At 67.1% G+C, this 22345-nt stretch carries 17 protein-coding genes; 15 read left to right on the forward strand and 2 right to left on the reverse strand.

The genetic code is table 11. The features are described 5' to 3' along the window. Positions 1 to 4 precede the first annotated feature (4 nt). The 7 genes from ruvB to IEY07_RS04965 all read left to right on the forward strand — a co-directional run bounded on the left by ruvB (position 5) and on the right by IEY07_RS04965 (position 9347). A complete protein-coding gene (gene ruvB, locus IEY07_RS04935; RefSeq protein ID WP_188894061.1) occupies positions 5 to 1114 on the forward strand; it encodes a Holliday junction branch migration DNA helicase RuvB in 1110 nt (369 codons plus the stop codon). A gap of 167 nt (positions 1115 to 1281) precedes the next feature. After that, positions 1282 to 1932 carry a preprotein translocase subunit YajC gene (yajC, locus tag IEY07_RS04940; protein WP_188894062.1) on the forward strand — a complete coding sequence of 217 codons (651 nt, stop codon included), beginning with the start codon at positions 1282 to 1284 and terminating at the stop codon, positions 1930 to 1932. 89 nt (positions 1933 to 2021) lie between these two features. Beyond that, the gene (secD, locus tag IEY07_RS04945) at positions 2022 to 3776 is read left to right on the forward strand and encodes a protein translocase subunit SecD (protein WP_188894063.1); all 1755 of its coding nucleotides are present in this window, start codon (positions 2022 to 2024) and stop codon (positions 3774 to 3776) included. Beyond that, complete coding sequence (gene secF / locus IEY07_RS04950; RefSeq protein WP_188894064.1) at positions 3776 to 5155, forward strand: protein translocase subunit SecF; 1380 nt, start codon at positions 3776 to 3778, stop codon at positions 5153 to 5155. The genes secD and secF overlap by 1 nt, the downstream gene beginning before the upstream one ends. A 3-nt stretch (positions 5156 to 5158) precedes the next feature. Beyond that, entirely contained in the window at positions 5159 to 5686 is a 528-nt protein-coding gene (locus IEY07_RS04955; protein ID WP_188894065.1) for an adenine phosphoribosyltransferase, read from the forward strand. A 27-nt stretch (positions 5687 to 5713) separates the two neighbouring features. After that, the gene (locus IEY07_RS04960) at positions 5714 to 6832 is read left to right on the forward strand and encodes a potassium channel family protein (RefSeq protein WP_188894066.1); all 1119 of its coding nucleotides are present in this window, start codon (positions 5714 to 5716) and stop codon (positions 6830 to 6832) included. Between the two features lie 292 nt (positions 6833 to 7124). After that, positions 7125 to 9347, forward strand: coding sequence for a RelA/SpoT family protein (locus IEY07_RS04965; RefSeq protein ID WP_188894430.1), 2223 nt, complete (start codon positions 7125 to 7127; stop codon positions 9345 to 9347). 81 nt (positions 9348 to 9428) lie between these two features. Here the strand turns inward: IEY07_RS04965 and IEY07_RS04970 are convergent, their stop codons facing one another. Continuing rightward, a complete protein-coding gene (locus tag IEY07_RS04970) occupies positions 9429 to 10709 on the reverse strand; it encodes a DUF349 domain-containing protein (protein ID WP_188894067.1) in 1281 nt (426 codons plus the stop codon). A gap of 30 nt (positions 10710 to 10739) precedes the next feature. Between IEY07_RS04970 and IEY07_RS04975 the strand changes: the two genes are divergently transcribed. The 6 genes from IEY07_RS04975 (at position 10740) to imuA' (ending at position 16320) form a co-directional block, all read left to right on the forward strand. After that, on the forward strand, positions 10740 to 11450 hold the full coding sequence (locus IEY07_RS04975; protein WP_188894068.1) for an MBL fold metallo-hydrolase: 711 nt from the start codon (positions 10740 to 10742) through the stop codon (positions 11448 to 11450). A gap of 13 nt (positions 11451 to 11463) precedes the next feature. Then, positions 11464 to 12834: a histidine--tRNA ligase gene (gene hisS / locus IEY07_RS04980; protein ID WP_188894069.1), complete on the forward strand. Its 1371-nt coding sequence runs from the start codon at positions 11464 to 11466 to the stop codon at positions 12832 to 12834. Between the two features lie 206 nt (positions 12835 to 13040). Continuing rightward, on the forward strand, positions 13041 to 13958 hold the full coding sequence (gene pdxS, locus IEY07_RS04985) for a pyridoxal 5'-phosphate synthase lyase subunit PdxS (RefSeq protein ID WP_188894070.1): 918 nt from the start codon (positions 13041 to 13043) through the stop codon (positions 13956 to 13958). Then, the gene (locus IEY07_RS04990; protein ID WP_188894071.1) at positions 13955 to 14926 is read left to right on the forward strand and encodes a hypothetical protein; all 972 of its coding nucleotides are present in this window, start codon (positions 13955 to 13957) and stop codon (positions 14924 to 14926) included. Before pdxS ends, IEY07_RS04990 begins: the two co-directional genes overlap by 4 nt. Then, entirely contained in the window at positions 14923 to 15540 is a 618-nt protein-coding gene (pdxT, locus tag IEY07_RS04995) for a pyridoxal 5'-phosphate synthase glutaminase subunit PdxT (protein ID WP_188894072.1), read from the forward strand. Before IEY07_RS04990 ends, pdxT begins: the two co-directional genes overlap by 4 nt. A gap of 57 nt (positions 15541 to 15597) precedes the next feature. Next, on the forward strand, positions 15598 to 16320 hold the full coding sequence (imuA', locus tag IEY07_RS05000; RefSeq protein ID WP_188894073.1) for a DnaE2-dependent mutagenesis accessory factor ImuA': 723 nt from the start codon (positions 15598 to 15600) through the stop codon (positions 16318 to 16320). On the opposite strand, the gene IEY07_RS05005 is transcribed toward imuA', so the two are convergent. Continuing rightward, positions 16321 to 16773 carry a hypothetical protein gene (locus IEY07_RS05005; protein ID WP_188894074.1) on the reverse strand — a complete coding sequence of 151 codons (453 nt, stop codon included), beginning with the start codon at positions 16771 to 16773 and terminating at the stop codon, positions 16321 to 16323. Between the two features lie 97 nt (positions 16774 to 16870). Between IEY07_RS05005 and IEY07_RS05010 the strand changes: the two genes are divergently transcribed. Then, complete coding sequence (locus tag IEY07_RS05010; RefSeq protein WP_229669723.1) at positions 16871 to 18589, forward strand: DNA polymerase Y family protein; 1719 nt, start codon at positions 16871 to 16873, stop codon at positions 18587 to 18589. 219 nt (positions 18590 to 18808) lie between these two features. Continuing rightward, complete coding sequence (locus IEY07_RS05015; RefSeq protein WP_188894075.1) at positions 18809 to 22225, forward strand: error-prone DNA polymerase; 3417 nt, start codon at positions 18809 to 18811, stop codon at positions 22223 to 22225. Positions 22226 to 22345 lie beyond the last annotated feature (120 nt).

A 22345-nucleotide genomic window follows, 5' to 3' on the forward strand; every position in this document is an offset into this window, starting at 1 on the left:
CGCGATGGCTGAACCCGACGACCTGCGCGACGACCCCGGCTTCGAGCACCGATTCGATCCCGGGATCGATCTTGTCGATCCCGAAGCAGAGCCGGGGGAGTCGGCCGCCGAGTCGGCCTTGCGCCCGACCCGGCTGGCGGACTTCGAAGGCCAGCCGCGGGTACGCGACCAGCTCGGCCTGGTGCTGGAGGCCGCCACGGCCCGAGGAGCGGTGCCCGACCATGTCCTGCTGTCCGGCCCGCCCGGCCTGGGCAAGACGACCCTGGCCGGCATCATCGCCGCCGAGCTCGGCGCGCCGCTGCGGATCTCCAGCGGCCCGGCGATCCAGCACGCCGGCGATCTGGCCGCGATCCTGTCCGGGCTGACCGAGGGCGAGGTCTTCTTCCTCGACGAGATACACCGGATGTCCCGCCCGGCGGAGGAGATGCTCTATCTGGCGATGGAGGACTTCCGGGTCGACGTGGTGGTTGGCAAAGGTCCGGGCGCCACCGCGATCCCGCTGGACATCCCGCGGTTCACCCTCGTCGGCGCCACCACCCGGTCCGGTCTGCTGCCGGGCCCGTTGCGGGATCGGTTCGGCTTCACCGCACAGCTGGACTTCTACGACCCGTCGGACCTGGAGCACATCGTCAACCGGTCGGCCCAGCTGATCGGCGCCGAGCTGGAGCCGGCCGGCGCGAGCGAGATCGCCGGCCGGTCCCGCGGCACGCCCCGGATCGCCAACCGGTTGCTGCGCCGGGTCCGCGACTATGCGCAGGTCCGGGCGGACGGCCGGATCACCGCCGACATCGCGCGTGCGGCGCTGGATCTGTACGAGGTGGACGCGCTGGGGCTTGACCGACTCGACCGATCGGTGCTGGAGTCGATCTGTACCCGGTTCGGCGGCGGACCCGTCGGCCTGGGCACGCTGGCGATCTCGGTCGGCGAAGAGGCCGAGACGGTTGAAGAAGTGGCCGAGCCGTTCCTGGTCCGACTCGGCTTCCTGATGCGTACGCCGCGCGGCCGGGTGGCAACCGATGCCGGTTGGCGACACCTCGGCCTGACTCCGCGGCCCGGTTCGGCGGCCCGGGCCGGGGCCGACACGGGGCCGGACCTGTTCGGGACGGTCGACTGAACGGTTGGCACTGAATGATTGGCTGTGAATCACCGGCAATGAGCGCAGCCAGGCGCGCCCGAAGCTGGGTTTGCGGGCGTTCCTGGGTAGAGTACGGCGGTCGGGGCCGGATGTTGGCCGATTGCTGAGCAGGGCGCGCAGGCGCCGACGATGGGACGTGAGTTGAAATGGGATCGTACGGATCGATCATCTTGATCGTCGTCATGATCATCGCCTTCTGGCTCTTGATCATGCGACCCCAGCGCAAACGGCAGGCCGAGCAGGCACAGCTGATCAACGCCATCGAACCCGGTTCGCGGGTGGTGACCACGACCGGCATCTACGCGACCGTGGTCGCGGTCGGTGACAAGCAGATCGTCCTGGAGACCGCACCGGGTACCCAGATCACCATGCTCAAGCAGGCGGTCGGCCGGGTCGTCCGCGAGGACGAGGAGGATGCGTCGCTGGCGGGTTATCGCGGCGGCGCCGCGCCGGCAGCCCATCCTGACGGCGACGAGCCGGGCACCGATGCGGCACCCGCGCAGCCTGGGCAGGAGTCCGGTTCGGCCAGCGGACTGGCCGGCGGAGCCCCGATCCAGGAGTACGCCCCAGGGCCCGCACCGGACTTCAGCGCCCCGGAGGGCGACCAGCAGCCGCACGAGACCGCTCCGTGGCCGCCGTACGGGTCCTCGGAGGGCTCGACGCTGGGCAACTCGTCGTTGTCGGGTCAGCCGTTTCCGGACAGCCAGCCGTATCCGGACAAGAACGCCGACGACGAGGTAGAGCAGTCGACCGACAAGACCGACAAGAACGCCGAGGGGAACGACTCGAACCGCTGAGTCGTTGACGTTTCCGACTCTGATCCGACCCTGATCCGACTTCTGATCCGAATCTGATCCCGGACCCGACCCGAAGGACCGACTGACTCGTGGCATCCAAGGTCGGCCACCCGCTTCGCACGCTGGTGGCCCTCTTCATCGTCATTGCCGCGCTGTACGGCGTGATGGCGGCTACCCGGACTTGGACTCCACGGTTGGGGCTGGATCTGAGCGGCGGGACCACGATCACGCTGACCGCCCGTAACACCAACGGCAGCGGTTCGGTGAGTGCGACCAGCCTGGAACAGGCCAGGACGATCATCCAGCAGCGGGTCGACGGTTTGGGTGTCGGCGAGAGCGACGTGACCACGGCCGGCGGTAACCAGATCATCGTCAGCGCCCCCAACGTCCAGCGCGACGAGTTGGTCGAGCAGGTCGGCCAGACCGCCGAGCTGCGGTTCCGTGCCGTCTATGACATGCAGTCGACGACGCCGACCTCCCAGCCGACACCGCAGGCAGGTTCCACCTCCTCGCCGACGACTGCGCCGACGACCTCGGGCACGTCGTCGCCGACCGCCTCCAGCCCGACCGCCTCCGGCCCGACCGCCTCCAATTCGACAGCGTCGCCGAGCTCCTCACCGACGGCGACCGCCACCGGCAACGGCCGCCCGGCTCCGGCACTGCCGACCGAGCCACCGGCGCCGCCGTCGCCGCGGCCCACGGCGCCCGGCAAGGGCACCGCGCCGGACAAGGCGATCAATTGGCAGCCGACCGACCAGGACACCAGCGATTTCGCCAATTTCACCTGCCCGCGCGACACCGACACCTATCCGGATGTGTCCGACCAGCCGCTCTTCGCCTGCGACGAGGCCGGCACTACGAAATACCTACTCGGTCCGACGGTGATCTCCGGCAATGAACTGACCAGCGCGAGTGCGGGGCTCGGCCAGGGGAACTCGCTCGGTTGGCAGGTCGACCTGGGCCTGAACAGCAAGGGCGCCACCCAGTTCCAGAACGTCACCGGTGTGCTGGCCAGCCGTACCAGCCCGCAGAACCAGTTCGCGATCGTGCTCGACGGCACGGTCGTGTCCGCCCCGTCGGTGAGCAGCGCGATCGCCGGTGGCCAGGCCACCATCAGCGGCGGCGACATCGACCAGCAGTCGGCGCAGAATCTGGCCAACGTGCTGAAATACGGCCAACTCCCGCTGGCCTTCGAGATCTCCAGCGTCGACTCCGTCTCGGCGACTCTCGGCGGTGAGCAGCTGCAGGCCGGCCTGATCGCCGGTGCGGTCGGGATGGCGCTGGTGCTGATCTTCTGCTTCATCTATTACCGCGGCCTCGGCCTGGTCGTGATCGCCTCCCTGGCCGTCGCGTTCGGCACCACCTATGCGGCCATGGTGCTGCTGGGCGCCGCGGTCGGCTTCGCGCTCAGCCTGGCCGGCATCGCAGGTGCGATCGTCGCCATCGGCGTGACCGCGGACAGTTTCGTGATCTACTTCGCCCGAATACGCGACGAGGTCGGCGAGGGCCGTACCATCCGTACGGCCGTCGAGACCGGCTGGCGGCGGGCCCGGCAGACCATCCTGGTCGCCGACGGCGTCTCCTTCCTGTCCGCGCTGATCCTGTTCATCCTGGCAATCGGCTCGGTCCGCGGCTTCGCCTTCACCCTCGGCCTGACCACGATCATCGACATCCTGGTGGTGTTCCTGTTCACCAAGCCGCTGGTCACGCTGCTGGTCCGGACGAAGTTCTTCGGCACCGGCCACAAGCTCTCCGGTCTGGATGCCGAGCACCTCGGCGTGCAGGCGCTGCCGGGCAGCCGCCGACGAGCACGGTCCGCGACGACGGCCGGGGGTGACGTCTGATGGCCTCCGGGATGCGAGGGGTCGGTCACCGGCTCTACACCGGCGAGATCTCGCTCAATTTCGTCGGCAGATGGCGACGCTGGTTCCTGATCTCGGCGATCGCGATCGTCATCGTGGTGATCGGCTTCGCCTTCCGTGGTCTCAATCTCGGCATCGAGTTCACCGGCGGCGCCGAATTCCAGGTCCCGGTCCACGCAAGCCAGGCGAACATCCAAAAGGTCGAGGATGCGCTGGCCAACAGCGGCGTTCCGCACGCCGCCGACGCCGATGTCACCGCCGTCGGCTCCAGCACGATCCGGGTCGAGACCTCCGCGCTGAACACCGAGCAGGAAGTGCCGAAGGTCAAGGACGCCCTGGCCCAGGCGACCGGTGCGAACGCCGAGCAGATCAACTACAGCCTGATCGGTGCCTCCTGGGGCGGGCAGATCACCGAACGCGGCCTGATCGCCCTGGTGGTCTTCCTGGTCCTCGTCAGCCTGGTGCTCTGGGCGTACATGCGCAATCCCAAGATGTCGCTGGCTGCGCTCATCGCGCTGCTGCACGACCTGGTGATCACCCTCGGCGTGTACGCCGTGGTGGGCTTCAGCTTCACGCCGGAGTCGCTGATCGGGATGCTGACGATCCTGGGTTATTCGCTGTACGACACCGTGGTGGTCTTCGACAAGGTGCGGGAGAACACCCGCAACCTGACGGCCAACGCCACCCGCACCTACAGCGAGGCGGCCAATCTCGCGGTCAACCAGACCCTGGTCCGCTCGATCAACACCACTGTGATCGGCGTTCTGCCAGTGGCCGCGCTGCTGTTCGCCGGCGGCGTGATCCTGCACACCGGGCCGTTGGAGGATCTGGCGCTGGCGCTGTTCGTGGGCATGATCTCGGGCGCCTACTCCTCGATCTTCATCGCGACGCCGTTGCTGGCGGTGTGGAAGGAACGCGAGCCGGACATGGTGCGGCAGCGCAAGCGGGTCGAAGCCCGGCGTGCCCGCGACGCCGCCCGGGAGCGCGGCGAGGAAGTGCCGGAGCGGGGCCGGAAGCGTACGACCCGGTCGACCGGCAAGTCGACCGGCAGGTCGACCGGCGGTGACAGGGGCGCCACGGCCGGGACGGCGACGCTGACCGCCGACGATGAAAGCTCCGACGAGGCCAGCGACGAAACCACCGACGACGACACAGTGGGCGGCCGGACGACCGCAGCGGCGGGCCCGAAGCCGAATCTGGGCCGGATCACTCTTGCCGTCCGGGAGCCCGGCGAGAGCGGGGGAGCGGGCACGACGGAGAACAGGAGCAGCGGGACCGATGCCCGCCGTGACAGACTCTCCGACGGTGCGGCGGGCAGGCCCCAGCCGCAACGCAAACCCCGCAGTGAACGGAAGAAGTAGCCGATGAACAACCAGGCCTGGATCGACCTGATCCGCGACATCCCGGACTTTCCCACGCCGGGCGTTGTCTTCAAGGACATCACGCCGCTGATCGGCTCCCCGGGCGGTTTCGCGGCGGTCGTCCACGATCTTGCGACCAAGGTGCCGGCCGACATCGACGTCGTCGTCGGCATGGAGGCGCGTGGGTTCATCTTCGGCGCGCCGGTTGCGCTGTCGCTGGGCACGGGCTTCGTGCCGGTCCGCAAGCCGGGCAAGCTGCCCGGTGAGGTGATCACCACCGAGTACGAGCTCGAGTACGGCACCAATTCCCTCAGCGTGCATCGGGATGCGATCCCCGACGGTTCCCGGGTGCTGATCGTCGACGACGTGCTGGCCACCGGCGGCACGATCGCTGCAACGGCTCGGTTGATCAAGGAACTCGGTGCCACCCTGGTCGCAGTCGCAGTGGTGCTGGAGCTGGACTTCCTCAAAGGCCGCCAGTTCCTCAGCGAGCAAGGCATCGAGGACGTCATCGCCCTGACCCACGGTTGAGTTCCGGGCTACCGGCCGGTGACACCGATGTTCGACAGCTACCGACCTGACGACCGACCCGCGGACGACGGCCGGCGCGACATCCGCCGTCGCGGCTGGGTGAACGAGCCTCTGGTCAGCCTGCCGACGCGTCAGGTCTCGCCGCCGCGGCAGCTGGCCGCCCGGGCACTGATCGCGGTCGGGCTGCTGGCCTTGATCGTGGTGATCGTCTACGTCGATCGGGACGCCTATCGCGACAGCTACGACGGTTCGGTGTCGCTGATCGACTCGATCTACTACGCCACTGTCACGATCACCACCACCGGCTACGGCGACATCACCCCGGTGCTGCCGCACGCCCGGATCATCAACGCGATCGTGATCACGCCGCTGCGGATCGCCTTCCTGGTGTTGTTGGTCGGTACCACCCTTGAGGTGCTCGCCACCCAGGGACGACGGATCTTCCTGGACTCGCGCTGGAGGAAGCGGATGCGCAATCACGTGGTCGTGGTCGGCTACGGCACCAAGGGACACAGTGCCGTCCAGACCCTGATCGACACCAAGTACACCGCCGAACAGGTGGTCATCATCGACGGCCGCCCCGGGGTGGTTTCGGAGGCCAACCTGGAGGGTTTCGCCGCCATCGCCGGCGACGCGACCCGGCGGGAGATCCTGCGGCGGGCCGAGATCAGCAGGGCCGCCGATGTCATCATCACTTTGGACCGCGACGATTCGGCGATCCTGGTGACCCTGACCGTACGACAGCTGAACCCGGCCGCCCACATCGTCGTAGCGGTCCGCGAACGGGACAACGCCTCACTCCTGCGCCAGTCCGGAGCCAATGCGGTGATCACCTCGTCGGAGGCGGTCGGCCGAGTGGTCGGATTGAGCTCGATCAGCCCGAACATCGGCGAGGTGATCGAGGATCTGCTCACCGCCGACGAGGGCTTGGAGATCGTCGAGCGGCAGATCTCGGCAGACGAGGTCGGGCACGATCCCTCCGAGATCCGTCCCGAACGGGTGCTCGGCGTCGTACGGAACAAGACGCTGCGACCGTACGACGACCCGACGGTAGCCAGTCTCGACACCGGCGATCGGATCGTGGTCGTCCGCCGCGGTTCACGGACCGACGGTGGCCGGATTTCTGGTGGCGGACCGGCGAACTAGACTCGAAGCATCCAGTGTTGTTCTATGCAGTTGTTGCGCTAGTTGTCTTCCCCCTCAGATTTTTCTGACAGGGTAGTTTCACGGATGAACACGCCGAGACGCTGAAGGGGCCCCATTGAGCGAACCTGCAACCGCCGTCGGATCGGAAGCCGCTGCCTCCCAGGGCGCGGACCGGACGAACGAGCGGCCGGCTGACGAGAGCCGGACGCAGGAACGTCGTGCGCCCTCCACCCCGGCATCTCCGGTCCGGGTGACCGATACCGGCGGCCCCTCGGACCAGCCGCGGGTCAGGATGCGGCAACGGATCGCCCGGTTCGGCAGCAGTAGGCCGCAGACGCCGGTGCTGGACGCGCTCTTCAAGACCGTCCGGGCCAACCATCCCAAGGCCGACACCGCGCTGCTGGAGCGCGCCTACCGGACGGCCGAACGGCTGCATCAGGGCCAGCTGCGCAAAAGCGGGGACGCCTACATCACCCACCCGCTGGCGGTGACCCAGATCCTCGCGGAGCTGGGCATGACCGAGCCGACACTGGTTGCGGCCCTGCTGCACGACACAGTGGAGGACACCCCGTACACGCTGACCGAGCTCAGCCACGACTTCGGTGAGGAGGTCGCGCTGCTGGTCGACGGCGTGACCAAGCTCGACAAGGTCAAGTACGGCGAGTCGGCGCAGTCGGAGACCATCCGCAAGATGATCGTCGCGATGAGCCGCGATATCCGTGTGCTGGTGATCAAGCTCGCCGACCGGCTGCACAACATGCGGACGCTGCACCACCTACGGCCGGACAAGCAGAACCGGATCGCCACCGAGACGCTCGAGATCTACGCTCCGCTGGCCCATCGGCTGGGTATGAACACGATCAAGTGGGAGCTGGAGGACCTGTGCTTCTCCACCCTGCATCCCAAGGTGTACGACGAGATCGTGCGGCTGGTCGCCGACGCGGCACCGAAACGAGACGTCTTCCTGGCCCAGGTGATCGACGAGGTGACAGCCGATCTCAAGGCGGCCAAGATCCGCGCTACCGTCACGGGCCGGCCGAAGCACTACTATTCGATCTACCAGAAGATGGTGGTCCGGGGTCGCGACTTCTCCGAGATCTACGACCTGGTCGGGCTGCGCATCCTGGTCGACCTGCCCCGTGATTGTTATGCCGCTCTCGGCGTGATGCACGTCCGCTGGAACCCGCTCCCGGGCCGGTTCAAGGACTACATCGCGATGCCGAAGTTCAACATGTACCAGTCCCTGCACACCACCGTGCTCGGTCCGGGCGGCAAGCCGGTGGAGTTGCAGATCCGGACCGAGGAGATGGACCGCCGCGCCGAATACGGTGTCGCGGCGCACTGGAAGTACAAGCAGGACGGCAAGGGCGGGGTGCCGGCGCCGGCCAAGGGCTCGCCCGACGATCTGGTCTGGGTGCGGCAACTGCTGGACTGGCAGCGGGAGACCGCTGATCCGGGGGAGTTCCTCGACACTCTCCGCTTCGAGATCAATTCCAGCGAGGTCTTTTGCTTCACCCCCAACGGGGACGTCATCGCGCTGCCGTCCGGGGCGACGCCGGTCGACTTCGCCTACTCGATCCATACCGAGGTCGGGCACCGCTGTGTCGGCGCCCGGGTGAACGGGCGGCTGGTGCCGCTGGAGTCGGTGTTGTCCAACGGCGACGTCGTCGAGGTCTTCACCTCCAAGGCCGAGGGCGCCGGGCCGAGCCGTGACTGGCTGGCCTTCGTCAAGAGCGCCCGGGCGCGCAACAAGATCCGGCACTACTTCACCCGCGAACGCCGCGAGGAGTCCATCGAGCAGGGCCGGGAGATCCTGGCCCGGCATCTGCGCAAGGCCGGGCTGCCGCTGCAGCGGCTGCTGACCGTCGAGCACCTGACCGCGGTCGCGAACCATTTCCGGCTGGCCGATGTCGATGCGCTGTACGCGGCCATCGGCGAGGGCAACGTCGGTGCGGCTGCGGCTGTCAACCGGCTGATCAGCGTCGAGGGCGGCGAGGATGCCGCGGTCGACGAGACCAGCGAGGACCGGGTCGCGACCGGTCGCCGGCGCCGCAAGAGCGGCGGCGGTGAGACCGGCATCGAGGTCGTCGGTGCCACCGACCTGTGGGTCAAGCTGGCTAAGTGTTGTACACCGGTCCCGGGCGATCCGATCATGGGATTCGTGACTCGCGGCGCCGGCGTCTCGGTGCACCGGACGGACTGTGTCAATGCCGCGAGCTTGCAGAGCCAGTCAGAACGGATCGTCGACGTCGTCTGGTCGCCGGGAGCCCAGAGTTCTTACCTGGTTGCGATCCAGGTCGAGGCTCTCGATCGCAATCGGCTGCTCTCCGACATCACCCGGGCGCTCTCCGACCAGCATGTCAACATCCTGTCAGCAGCGCTCAACACCTCGAAGAACCGCATCTGCAAAGCGAAATTCACCTTCGAGACCGCCGATCCGACCCACCTTGATCACGTACTTCAGGTCGTCCGCGGCATCCCCGGAGTCTTCGACGCCTACCGCATCAACCAGTAGCCGAGGGGTCACAGATTCCCTGATCTGTGCGGCAGGTCGCTAGTCGCACGGCGCAACCCACCCGGACAAGCGGTGCCCGTCTCACTTGGGTCGGAATTCGTCAGCTGCCTGTTGCGCCTGGGTCAGCCACTCCCGGTAGGTCGCGGCACTCTCGGCCGCCTCCCGGGCGGCCTTGGCGTCGCCTCGTGCCTCGGCCTTGGCCGCCCGTTCCTCCAGCTGGGTGATCTGTGCCTCGAGTTTGGCGGCAGTGTCCTCGGCCCGCGCTCTGGCCTCCGGGTTCGTACGCCTCCAGCGCTCGTCCTCGGCGTCCCGGATCGCGTTCTCGACCGCACGCAGCCGGCCGTCCAGCGACCGCATCGATTCCCGCGGCACCTTGCCGATCTCCGACCAACGGTCCAGGAAATCCCGGAAGCGGGCCTTGGCGGAATCGAGATCGGTGACCGGGAGGATCCTCTCGATCTCGTCGAGCAATGCCTCCTTGGCGCGCTGGTTGTCACGGAATTCCGCGTCCTGGGCCGACAACGCGGTCTGCTTGGCGGAGAAGAACTGGTCCTGGATCCCGCGGAACCGCTGCCACAGCGTCTCCTCGACCTCGCGCGGTGCCGGGCCGGCGGCCTTCCACCGGGTCATCAGGTCGCGGAAGGCGCCGGTGGTCGGGCCCCAGTCGGTCGAACCGACCAACGTCTCAGCCTCGCCGATGATCTGCTCCTTGGCCAGTCGCGCGGAGTCCCGGCGCTCGGCCTGCTGGGCGAACTGGGCCTTGCGGCGCCGGGTGTACGTCGTACGGGCGCTGGAAAAGCGATGCCACAGCGCGTCGTCGGTGGCCCGGTCCAGGCGCGGCAGTTGCTTCCACTGGTCCAGCAGCGACCGGAACCGGTTGACTCCGCCCCGCCAGTCGTTGCTCTGCGCCAGCCGCTCGGCCTCGGCGACGAAGCGCTCCTTGGCAGCCAGCGTCTCGTCGTGCTGGCGGGCCCGCTCCGCCTTGCGCTCGGCGCGCTTCTCGGCCAGCAGTGGATTGAGTGCCTCCAGCCGGGTCCGCAACGCGTCCAGATCGCCGACGGCGTTGGCGTCGCGTACGGCTTCGGTCACCTTGCGGACCGACGCTGCGGCGTCCTCGGGAGAGAGGTTGCCACCCCGGACCCGGCGCTCCAGCAGCGACACCTCAAGCTCCAGAGCGGTGTAGCGGCGCACGAAGAAGTCCAACGCCTCCTCAGGACTGGCGTCGGGGACCTGTCCGACGGCCCGTTCGCCGTCCTGGGTCCGGACGTACACAGTCCCGTCGGAATCGACACGCCCGTAGGAGGCCGGGCCATCAGACGGAGTCGGCGTCGCATCCGCGGCCCCGTTTGCGTCTTCGCTCATGCACCAATCCTGCCCGATACCCTGGGTCGTGTGGTGCTCGCCTCCTTCGCTGCCGGTGCCTTGGCGGCCAATTGTTACGTCGCCGGGGTCTCGGACCGCTCCGAATGCGTCGTGATCGACCCCGGAATGGACGCCGTCGGCCCGCTCGGTGATGTTCTCGACGAACGAGGCCTGCAACCGGCACTGGTGCTGCTCACCCACGGTCACTTCGATCACATCGCCTCGGCGGCCGAGGTCTGCCACTCCTACGACGTCCCGTGCTATCTCGGACCTGCCGATCGGGCCTGGCTGGCAGACCCGTTGTCCGCGCTGACCCCGGATTTCGAGCCGCTGGTGACCAACTATCTGGCTGGACGGACCATCAAGGTTCCCGACCGCTTCGCCGGCCCGCACATCGGGGCGGACGGGGTCGCGCGGCTGGAGGCCGCCGGTCTGACCTTCGAGTTGCTGCCCGCGCCGGGGCACACGCCGGGCTCCACGCTCTATAGAACGTTCTATCGGGAGGCCGGAACGTCGTACGACCTGCTCTTCACCGGCGACGTACTGTTTGACGGCACCGTCGGCCGTACGGATCTACCAGGTGGCGATCCGGCCGCCATGGACCGTACGCTCAGCTCGAGCCTGAGTCGTCTCCCCGACGAAACGGTCGTGCTCCCCGGACACGGGGCGCGGACCACGATCGGTCGGGAGCGCTCGACCAACCCCTTCCTGCGCCGACTCGGCGCACCGACAGACAAGTGAGGCCTAGAACACCGTGCCACGTCCGAAACCGCTGTCCGGATTTCCCGAATTCCTGCCCGAGGGCCGGATCGTGGAACAGCATGTGCTGGGTCGGCTGCAACGGACGTTCGAGCTGCACGGATTCGCTTCGATCGAGACCCGCGCTGTCGAGCCGATGGACCGGCTGGCCAAGGGCGGCGAGATCGACAAGGAGATCTACGTCGTCCGCCGGCTGAGCGCCGGTGATCCTTCGACAGGCTCAGCACAGGGTGCCGACGAGCTCGGGCTGCACTTCGACCTGACCGTGCCCTTCGCCCGCTATGTGCTGGAGAACGCCGGCCACCTGCAGTTCCCGTTCCGCCGCTACCAGATCCAGAAGGTGTGGCGGGGCGAGCGACCGCAGGAAGGCCGCTATCGCGAATTCACCCAGGCCGACATCGACATCGTCGGCAACGGTGATCTTGCTGCCCACCACGACGTCGAGCTGCCGCTGGTGCTGCTGGACGCCCTGGAGGCGCTGCATCGTGATCTTGGACTGCCGCCCGCGCTGATGCACGTCAACAACCGCAAGCTGGCCCAGGGTTTCTACACCGGCCTGGAGATCAGCGATCTGGCCGGGGTGCTGCGTACGGTCGACAAGTACGACAAGATCGGCCCCGACGCTGTCCGGGAGTCCTTGATCAACGAGATCGGGCTGACCGCTGCCCAGGCCGATCTCTGCACCCGGCTGGCCGAGATCAACACCACCGACGCGTCGTTCGTCGATCAGGTCACGGCACTCGGGGTCAGCAATGATCTCCTGGACGTCGGACTGGCCGAACTCGCCGCCCTCGTCATGGCTGCCGGTGATCAACAGCCCGGCCGGCTGGTGGCCGATCTCAAGATCGCCCGGGGTCTGGACTACTACACCGGCAGCGTGTACGAGACCGAGCTGGTCGGTTTCGGATCGCTCGGCTCGATCGCCTCCGGCGGTCGCTACGACTCGCTGGCCAGCGACGGGCGGACCAGCTATCCCGGTGTCGGGATCAGCTTCGGCGTCACCCGGACGCTGGCGCCGTTGCTCGGCAAGGGACACCTGACCGCCAGTCGGCCGGTGCCGACCTGCGTCCTGGTCGCGGTCGACTCCGAGGAGACCCGCGGCGCGGCGATCTCGGTCGCGACCAAACTCCGCAAGCGCGGGATCCCGACCGAGGTCGCCCCGAAGGCGGACAAATTCGGCAAACAGATCCGGTACGCCGACCGCCGCTCGATCCCGTACGTCTGGTTCACCGCTGCTGAGGCGGGTGCAGGCGGCGAGGTGAAGGACATCCGGACCGGCGAGCAACTGCCGGCCGACCCGTCCCGCTGGGTGCCGGAGGAGCAGGACTACTGGCCGTCCGTCCAGGGTGTGTGGGACCCGGAGTAGAGATCCGGGCCTGCTTGACCCCCGCCTCGCTCGCCCCAGCCTGAACCAACCCGGACCTAGCCCGGACCAGCCCGAAACTCAGGTGACAGCGTGGGGAAGCGATGGACAGGGGCAACCGGGATCGGTGTCCACCGGATCGGGATTGGACTGCTTCTTGGTATCCAGTAGGTGTCCACTTGCGGTGGTTCCGGAAGAGAATAGGTCGCATGAGCGACGTGTCAGGACCCCAGAACAGCACTGATCAGCAGTTGGGCACCACCCCCGTCAAGCGCGGCATGGCCGAGATGCTCAAGGGCGGCGTGATCATGGACGTGGTCACCGCCGATCAGGCCAAGATCGCCGAGGATGCCGGCGCGGTCGCGGTGATGGCGCTGGAGCGGGTTCCGGCCGATATCCGCGCCCAGGGCGGGGTCGCTCGGATGAGCGATCCGGATCTGATCGACCAGATCATCGCGGCGGTGTCCATCCCGGTGATGGCCAAGGCGCGGATCGGGCACTTCGTCGAGGCCCAGGTGCTGCAGTCGCTCGGCGTGGACTACATCGACGAGTCGGAGGTGCTGACCCCGGCCGACTACGCCAATCACATCGACAAGTGGGCCTTCCAGGTGCCGTTCGTCTGCGGCGCCACCAGTCTGGGGGAGGCACTGCGCCGGATCACCGAGGGGGCGGCGATGATCCGCTCGAAGGGCGAGGCCGGGACCGGTGACGTGTCCAACGCGACCACCCACATGCGCAAGATCCGGGCCGAGATCAACCACCTGCGATCGATGTCGCCGGACGAGCTGTACGTCGCCGCAAAGGAGTTGCAGGCACCGTACGACCTGGTGAAGGAGATCGCCACCACCGGCAAGCTGCCGGTCGTGCTCTTCACCGCAGGCGGGATCGCGACCCCGGCCGACGCGGCGATGATGATGCAGCTCGGCGCCGAGGGCGTCTTCGTCGGCTCGGGCATCTTCAAGTCCGGCAATCCGGCCGAGCGCGCTCAGGCGATCGTCAAGGCCACCACCTTTTACGACGACCCGGACGTGATCGCGAAGTTCTCCCGCGGCCTGGGCGAGGCGATGGTCGGCATCAACGTCGACGACATCCCGGAGCCGCATCGGCTGGCGCAACGCGGCTGGTGACCGTCCCAGTTTCGGGGAGTCCGGTTCCGGGGAGTCCGGTTCCGGGGAGTTTCGACTACTCGGCTTTCACCACGGCAGCGCCGAAGAAGCTTGTCATCGCGTACCGGCACTCCTGTGAGGTACGCGGCTACGACGACGAGCACGGGTTCGACGAGCAGAAGGCGTCCCCGGCCAAGCGCGGCGCGTTGAGCAAGACCTGCGTGATCGTGCTGGCCGTGTGCTGCGGCATTGCCGGCCTGTTCTTCGTGCTGTTCGGGGTCGCATTCATGACGACCCCGGCCGAGGACGTGACCAGTCCGATCAGCCAGGTGATCGTTGGCGCGATCTTCCTGGCGATCTCGTTCGTGCTGATCATGACTGCGCGCAGTATGACGACCTATGCCACCTGGGTGGTGCGCTACCGCTTGAGCTGGTTCGCCCGGGCCAACGGTCTGTCGTACGCGTTCCGGTCCGATCCGCGCAGCTTTCCCGGCATCACTCCGGACAGGCCCGGTTATCCCTACGTCAGTAGCGTCAAATTGACCAATGTGCTGCGGACGACCACTGGTCCCCAGGTCGCCATGGGACATCAGGATGTCACCTACCGGGATAGCCGCGATCGCGCGTGGAACAGCAAGGGTTACGGCATCGTCAGCGACGACTGGAACTTCGTTGCGATCAACTTCAGCACGAGGTCGCCATGGATGCACCTGAAACATCGCAGATCTCCCCAGCATGATGCGCCGGATCAGCTGCAGGCGAATTTCACACTTGCCGACAAGACCAGGGAGGACGAGGCCCATGCGTTCTTCACTCCAGATCTGCTGAGTGTGATACTCCAGACCGCACCGGGCTATGACGCCATGGTGCACAACGGATGGTTGTATCTGCTCAAGGGCAGTCTTTACGAGGAGAGCACCCATGCCGAAGGCATCGCCGAACGACTCGAGATCGTCCAACGACTGGTTCCGATGGTGGTGAAGCAATGACAAGTCCCCGGATCGGAGTGCTGGCACTCCAGGGCGACGTCCGCGAACACCTGCGGGCATTGGAATCCGCGGGTGCTCGAGCGACCAAGGTCAGGCGACCGGAGGAGCTTGATCACCTCGACGGGATCGTGATCCCGGGCGGTGAGTCGACCACGATCGACAAGCTGTCCAGAATCTTCGAGATTCGCGAGCCGTTGATCGACAAGATCAGAAGCGGGCTGCCGGCGTACGGATCGTGTGCCGGGATGATCTTGCTCGCCGACCGGATCGTCGGCGGAATCGATGATCAACAGACCTTTGGCGGGCTGGACATCACGGTCCGGCGCAACGCCTTCGGCCGGCAGGTCGACTCCTTCGAGACCGATCTCGATCTTGATCTCGGAGACGTCGACGGGCGCGCTTTCCACGCGGTCTTCATCCGTGCCCCGTGGGTGGAGAAGGTCGGGGACGGGGTGACGGTGCTCGGCCGTGTCCCGCACGTCGCGGACCAGTCGGGTGAGGGCGCGATCGTCGCCGTACGGCAGGGTGGCCTGCTGGCCACCTCGTTCCATCCCGAGGTCACCGGCGATCACCGCTTGCACGCCTACTTCGTCCGCCTGGCCACCACTTCCTGACCCCTCGGCAGGATGGGGTGACTTGACTCTGGCGAACGGGTGTTCGAATATGGATCAATGACGGTCACCACCCTGCCTGCCGCCCGGGATGCCGGGGAGCGACTGGCCCACATCGCCGAGCTCCGGCAACGGGTGCACCGGATGCAGGGGACGGCCACCTCCCACTCGTTACCGACGCTGCCGGCACTGTCCGGACTCATCCGGCTGAAGACCGGGGCCAGTTACGCAGTCGACCGGCCGGGGCTGGCGATGGCGCTGATGGCCGGTCCGTCCGGCGCTGGATCCTGGTCCGCCGTGGTCGGAGTTCCCGATTTCGGGTTGGAGGCGGCGGCGGGTTTCGGCGTGGACCTGGATCGTACGGTGCTGGTGCCCGAGCCGGGAGATGCCTGGCTCGAGGTGGCCGCGGCCCTGATCGATGTGTTGCAGGTGGTCGTCGTACGGCCGCCCCAGAAGGTCACCCAGCACCAGGCGGCCAAGCTGTCATCCCGGTTGCGGCAGCGGGACGCGCTGCTGATCTCGGTCGGCGACTGGCCGCATGCCGAGAGCAAAGTATGGATCGAGGAGTCGACTTGGACCGGGATCGGCCGCGGTCACGGCAGGCTGACCGGGCATCGGGCCCGGGTCGCCGTCCGGCTGCAGACCGGGCGACAGCGTGATGCCGAGCTCTGGCTGCCCGGTGTCGACCTGCAGACCCGGGTGGCGGAGCAGGAGTCCGGTCAGTATCTGGGGCAGGCGATACCGGGTCCGTATGTTGTCAGGCCTGAGGCCAGGGCCGGATGATCAGTCCCCGTTGACCGAGGTGACGCATTCGGTCGTGACATCGGTGAATACCTTCTCGTCCGCGGTGGACAGACCGGCAGGATTCTGCTGGGCGAGTTGGGTCAGTCCGGCCGCCGACAGCTCCTGATAGGACGGATAGACGGCGCAATCGGCGGCGGTCTGCGCTTTGCCCGCAGGGAGATTCAGATCATCCCGGAAGTAGCCGACCAGGCCGGCGCGCAGGGCGCCGATCGTCGGTCTGCCGCCGCGCGCCTTGGCCGCACTCGTACTCGACGGCGCGCTTGACGCCCCGCCGGGAGGCGGGGAGGTTGGTGCGGCCACCGAGGCTGAAGCAGGTGGTGCCTGGGCGGCTGGCTGGTTGGGAGCCGTACAGCCGAACAGGGCGGTCATCGTGAGGATGCCGAGACTCCCTGCAGCTGCGCGAAACCCTGGATGCAGATCCGACTTCGTCACCCGGAGATTCTACGAACCGTAGAAGCGAACTGGATGAGGGGAGGCTGTGGCGGGCTGCCATATTGACTAGTTCGAACAAAAGTTCGAATATGGAGAGGTGAGTACGCCACCGATACTGCAGCCGATGCTCCCGGAATCCTCGACGACAGCCGCCCGGACCAGGACCACCACGGCGAAGGGAACCATCACGGCCAAGGGAACCGTCACGGCCAAGGCGGAAGCGGTGGCGAAGACGGAAGCGGTGGCGCCGAAGAAGACCACAGCCGGGGCGAAGCAGCCGGGCGAGCGGCGGGTGATGGCGGTCTGGTTCCCGGACTGGCCGGTGATCGCTGCACTTGAGGCGGAGAACCTGCCGTCCCATCTGCCGGTCGCGGTGATCGCCAAGGGCGAGGTGTTCGCCTGTTCGGTCGCGGCTCGGACCGAAGGCGTACGGCGGGGAATGCGCAAGCGGGACGCTTCGGCCCGCTGCCCGGAGCTGATCGTCATCGATCACAACCCCGATCTCGATGCCCGGGCGTTCGAGTCGGCGCTGGCCACCATCGAGGTGTTCAGCCCGGGGGTCGAGGCGATCCGTCCCGGACTGTGCGCCTTGACCGTGCCGAGCCGCTATTACGGCGGGGAGGCACAGGCAGCAGCACTGCTGGCCGAAAAGCTTGTCTCGGCAGGGATCTGGGACGTCCGGATCGGGATTGCCGATGATCTGTTCACCGCCGAGCAGGCAGCCCGTGCGGCGTCGGTCCAGGATCACGTCGTCGTGCAGCAGGGCAGTGGTACGGCCTTCCTGGCCGGGCTGCCGATCGGCGTGCTGGCCACCGATGTCAATCAAAGCGACGAACTGGTCGGGCTGCTGCTGCGGATGGGGATCACCACCCTGGGAGATTTCGCCCGGCTGCCGGCCCGAGACGTGCTGACCCGGTTCGGCCTGTCCGGTGCGAACGCCCACCGGCTCGCCTCCGGACGGTCGGCCCGCAAGGCCAGTGGCCGGATCGTCCCGCCGGAACGCGAACAGCAGGTCGACTTCGCGCCGGGGCTGGAGACCATCGAGCCGATCGCCTTCAGCACCCGGCAGACCGCCGACCGGTTCGTCGCAGGACTCGGCCGGCATGGTCTGGTGTGTACCGCGATCACGATCGAGATCAGCACCGAGGGTGGCTGGGTCCGGTCCCGTCGCTGGGCGCACCCGCGCTGGTTCGACTCCGCCGACATCATCGACCGGCTGCGGTGGCAGTTGCAGGCCGACCCGCCGCCCGATCCGGTCAGTTCCGTACGTCTGTTGCCGACTGAGCTCGAATCCATCGGTGATCAAGGCGACGGGTTATGGGGCAGTGCACCGGACGAGAAGATCCAGCGCGGAATCGCCCGGGTGCAAGGGATGATCGGCTTCGACGGCGTGGTCACCGCGCAGCTGCAAGGTGGCCGTGAGCCGGCTGACCGGCAGGCCCAGACGCCGTGGGGAGAGCAGCCGACCGGCTTGCGTCCGACCGGGCTGCCGTGGCCGGGTAGCCTGCCGCCGCCGGCGCCGACCCGGATCTACTCCCAGCCGCTACCCGCCGTCGTCCTCGACGCAGAGGGCCAGCCGATCAAGATCACCGAACGGGGTGCGATCACCGGCGAACCGGCGAAATTCCGGCCGTCGAAGGATCACCGCTTCGCACCGGTCGAGGCATGGGTCGGGCCGTGGCCGATCGACGAACGCTGGTGGGAGGAACCTGACACCCAGCTCCGGGCCCGCTTCCAACTCGTCGCCCCCGATGGCAGCGCCTGGCTGCTGATCGTCTGTGGATCCGACTGGCACACCGAAGCGCGATACGATTGAGGTTGGTCCCAGTGTCGATGATCGTTTCATGCCATGTGTTGCCGAACGCAGGGCCAAGCTGTGGTCCGTCGATGCTTTTGGTGCCTGGTGTTACCGAACGCACGCGATTTCTGGGTTTTGCTCCGCTCTTGGCTGCACGTGTTACCAAACGCACAACGAAGCAGGGAACGGGACAGGGGCCGGGTCAGGGGCCGGTCCCGTACGGATCGGAGCCGACTCGTGGCGTATAACAATCCTCCTGTTCCCTGGTCGGAGCTGGAACGCAAGCTGTCCGGGCGGATATCGAAACCGTGGGAGAATCCGCACGCCGACAACGGTCCTGGCTGGCACCACCGCGAGGAGTACGAGGCCAAGCAAGACGTCAAGCGTCCGGACGGGCCGACCACCCCATATGCCGAGTTGCACGCGCATTCCAATTTCAGCTTCCTGGACGGAGCCAGTGACCCGGAGTCGATGATCGAGGAGGCTGTACGCCTCGGGCTGGAGGCGCTGGCACTGACCGATCACGACGGCTTCTACGGTGCCGCCCGGTTCGCCGAGGCAGCAAGGGAGTACGACCTGGCCACCGTCTACGGAGCCGAGTTGTCCCTGGACCTGACCGCGGCACAGACCGGCATCCCCGATCCGGCGGGAACCCACCTGCTGGTGCTGGCCGAAGGCGTCGAGGGTTATCGACGGTTGGCCGGAGCGATGACCGAGGCACACCTGCGCGGCGGCGAGAAAGGCAAGCCGGTCTACGAGTTGGAGGAGCTGGCCGCTGCAGCCGGAGAACACTGGATGATCTTGTCCGGCTGCCGCAAGGGCCCCGTACGCCAGGCTCTCACCGTTGATCATGAGGCAGCGGCACGAGAGCTCGACCGGTTGACGGCACTCTTCGGACTCGATCAGGTCGTGGTCGAGTTGATCGACAACGGGCTGCCCGGTGACTCCCTGATCAATGATCAACTCGCGGTGCTGGCCGCTGATCACGGGCTGCCGACGATCGCCAGCGGCAACGTCCATTACGCTGATCCCCAGCACTACCGGCTGGCGACCGCGACGGCCGCCGTCCGGGCCCGCCGTAGTCTGGCGGAGATGGACGGCTGGCTGCCGCCACCGGCCGCGCACCTGCGGTCCGGCGCGGAGATGGAGCAGCGGTTCGTCCGCTATCCCGGCGCCGTGCGACGGGCCGCTGACCTCGGCCGGCAACTGTCCTTCGACCTGCAGGCAGCCAAGCCGAAGCTGCCGAAGCTGAATGTTCCGGACGGTCACACTCCGACCACCTGGCTGCGTGAGCTGTCCCAACGTGGCGCCAACGAGCTCTATCCCGGCATCCGCGAGCAGGCACAACAGCGCCTGGACAAGGAACTCGCGGTGATCGAGGAGAAGGGCTTCGAAGGTTATTTCCTGATTGTGCACGGCATGGTCGCCTTCGCCAGGGAGCGCGGGATTCTCTGCCAGGGCAGGGGATCGGCTGCCAACTCCGTGGTCTGTTACACCCTCAAGATCACCGCGGTCGATCCGATCAAGTACGACCTGCCCTTCGAACGGTTCCTGGCCACCACCCGCGAAGAGGAGCCGGACATCGACGTCGACTTCGATTCCGACCGTCGCGAGGAGGTGATCCAGGAGGTCTACCGGCGCTACGGCCGCCGTAACGCCGCCCAGGTCGCCGACGTGATCAGTTACCGTCCGAAGTCGGCGGTCCGCGACATGGCCAAGGCACTCGGCTATTCACCGGGACAGCAGGACGCCTGGTCCAAGCAGATCGACCATTTCGCGTCGGTGCCCAGTGATGATGATCATGAGATCCCGGTCGGTGTGGTCAAGCTGGCCAATCAGTTGATCGGCGCGCCTCGGCATCTGGGCATCCACTCCGGTGGCATGGTGCTGACCGAGCAGCCGGTCGGCGAGGTGGTGCCGGTCGAGCACGCCCGGATGGAGAACCGGACCGTCCTGCAATGGGACAAGGACAGCTGTGCCTGGATGGGGCTGGTCAAATTCGACTTCCTCGGGCTGGGGATCCTGAGTGCGATCAACCACGTCTTCCACCTCACCTCCCAGCATCTGGGCGAGCACTGGGAATTCGCCAGCCTGCCCAAGGAGGAACCAGCTGTCTACGACATGCTCTGCAAGGCCGATTCGGTCGGCCTGTTCCAGGTGGAGAGCCGCGCCCAGGTCGGCACCCTGCCCCGGCTGCGGCCGCGGAAGTTCTACGACCTGGTGATCGAGGTCGCGCTGATCAGGCCGGGACCGATCCAGGGCGGCGCGGTGCATCCGTACATCCGCCGGGCCACCGGGCTCGAGCCGGTCAGCTATCCGCATCCGCTGTTGGAATCGGTGCTGTCCCGGACCCTGGGCGTCCCGCTGTTCCAGGAGCAGCTGATGCAGATCGCGATGACCGTCGGCGGCTGCACCGGCGACGACGCCGATCTGCTCCGCCGCGCGATGGGATCCAAGCGGGGTGTGGAGAAGATCGAACGCCTGCAGCAGAAACTCTTCGACGGGATGGCAGCCAATCACATCACCGGTGATCTTGCTCGCAGCATCTACGAGCGGATCGAGGCATTCGCCAATTTCGGCTTCGCCGAGAGCCATGCGATCAGCTTCGCGCTGATCGTGTACGCCACCGCCTGGCTCAAACTGCACTATCCGGCGATCTACCTGACCGGGCTGCTGCGGGCCCAGCCGATGGGCTTCTACTCACCGCAGTCGCTGGTCGCCGACGCCCGCCGGCACGGTGTCGAGGTACGCCGCCCCGACATCATGCTGTCCGCCGCCGAGACCGATCTCGAGCCCTGCAAGATCCCTGAGCCTGTCGAAGGGCCGACCGGAATGGACAGTTGCCTTGATCATGATCAACCGCCGGTCGGAACTTTCGATCCGCAGGTCGACGATCCGACTCCGGCTCATCGTCGCGATGGTGCTCTCGCCGTACGACTCGGATTCACCGAGGTGCAGGGGCTGGGCACGGAGGTTGCGGAGCGGATCGTCGCCGAACGTGAGCTCAAGCCGTACGCCAGCATCAACGACGTCGTCCGACGGGCCGGGCTGACCGTCAAACAGGCCGAGGCACTGGCCACCGCGGGAGCGTTCGACTGCTTCGGCCTGAGCCGCCGGCAGGCGCTGTGGAATGCCGGGTATGCCGATCGGGTCGACCAGCTGGAGGGGACTGCGATCGATGCGCCGCCGCCGGAGCTGCCGGGGATGAGCCTGCCGGAGCTCACCCTCGCCGACTTCTGGGCAACCAGGATCTCCCCCGATGATCATCCGATCGGACACCTGCGGGCCGAGCTCGACGATCTTGGCATCGTGGCGATCAAGGAGCTCTTCGATCATGGACGGGACTACGACGGCAGGCGGATCAAGGTCGCCGGCCTGATCACCCACCGGCAGCGGCCCAGCACGGCGGGCGGGGTCACCTTCCTCAATCTGGAGGACGAGACCGGGATGCTCAACATCATCTGCACCGAAGTGTTGTGGAAGCGGTTCCGGCGGATCGCCCGCAACACCAACGGCATGGTCATCCGGGGCACCATCGAGCACACCGACGGGGTGACCAACCTCTCCGCCGACCGGCTGGAACGGCTCGTCGAGGTGGTCCCGCGTGCCGCCCAGGTGATCCCGCGCAAGCACGTCTCCCGGGACTTCCACTGACCGCGCACGACCGCCGTGCGGTCAGCGGGAAGAATGGGGCAGATGACCGAGCGATCAGCGGCGTCCCGGCGGGACGGCCGTGTTGTCCGGACCGGAAGCGGTAAGTGTGCAACGGTGATC

It is taken from the genome of Microlunatus endophyticus, assembly GCF_014646195.1.
GTDB lineage: Bacteria > Actinomycetota > Actinomycetes > Propionibacteriales > Propionibacteriaceae > Microlunatus > Microlunatus endophyticus.

Bases quoted from the DNA above. Each gene is read 5' to 3' on its own strand.
- IEY07_RS04955 (WP_188894065.1), top strand. From the start codon at position 5,159: ATGAACAACCAGGCCTGGATCGACCTGATCCGCGACATCCCGGACTTT.
- yajC (WP_188894062.1), top strand. From the start codon at position 1,282: ATGGGATCGTACGGATCGATCATCTTGATCGTCGTCATGATCATCGCC.
- pdxT (WP_188894072.1), top strand. From the start codon at position 14,923: ATGACAAGTCCCCGGATCGGAGTGCTGGCACTCCAGGGCGACGTCCGC.
- IEY07_RS04960 (WP_188894066.1), top strand. From the start codon at position 5,714: ATGTTCGACAGCTACCGACCTGACGACCGACCCGCGGACGACGGCCGG.
- ruvB (WP_188894061.1), top strand. From the start codon at position 5: ATGGCTGAACCCGACGACCTGCGCGACGACCCCGGCTTCGAGCACCGA.
- IEY07_RS04970 (WP_188894067.1), bottom strand. From the start codon at position 10,709: ATGAGCGAAGACGCAAACGGGGCCGCGGATGCGACGCCGACTCCGTCT.
- pdxS (WP_188894070.1), top strand. From the start codon at position 13,041: ATGAGCGACGTGTCAGGACCCCAGAACAGCACTGATCAGCAGTTGGGC.
- imuA' (WP_188894073.1), top strand. From the start codon at position 15,598: ATGACGGTCACCACCCTGCCTGCCGCCCGGGATGCCGGGGAGCGACTG.
- IEY07_RS04965 (WP_188894430.1), top strand. From the start codon at position 7,125: ATGCGGCAACGGATCGCCCGGTTCGGCAGCAGTAGGCCGCAGACGCCG.
- secF (WP_188894064.1), top strand. From the start codon at position 3,776: ATGGCCTCCGGGATGCGAGGGGTCGGTCACCGGCTCTACACCGGCGAG.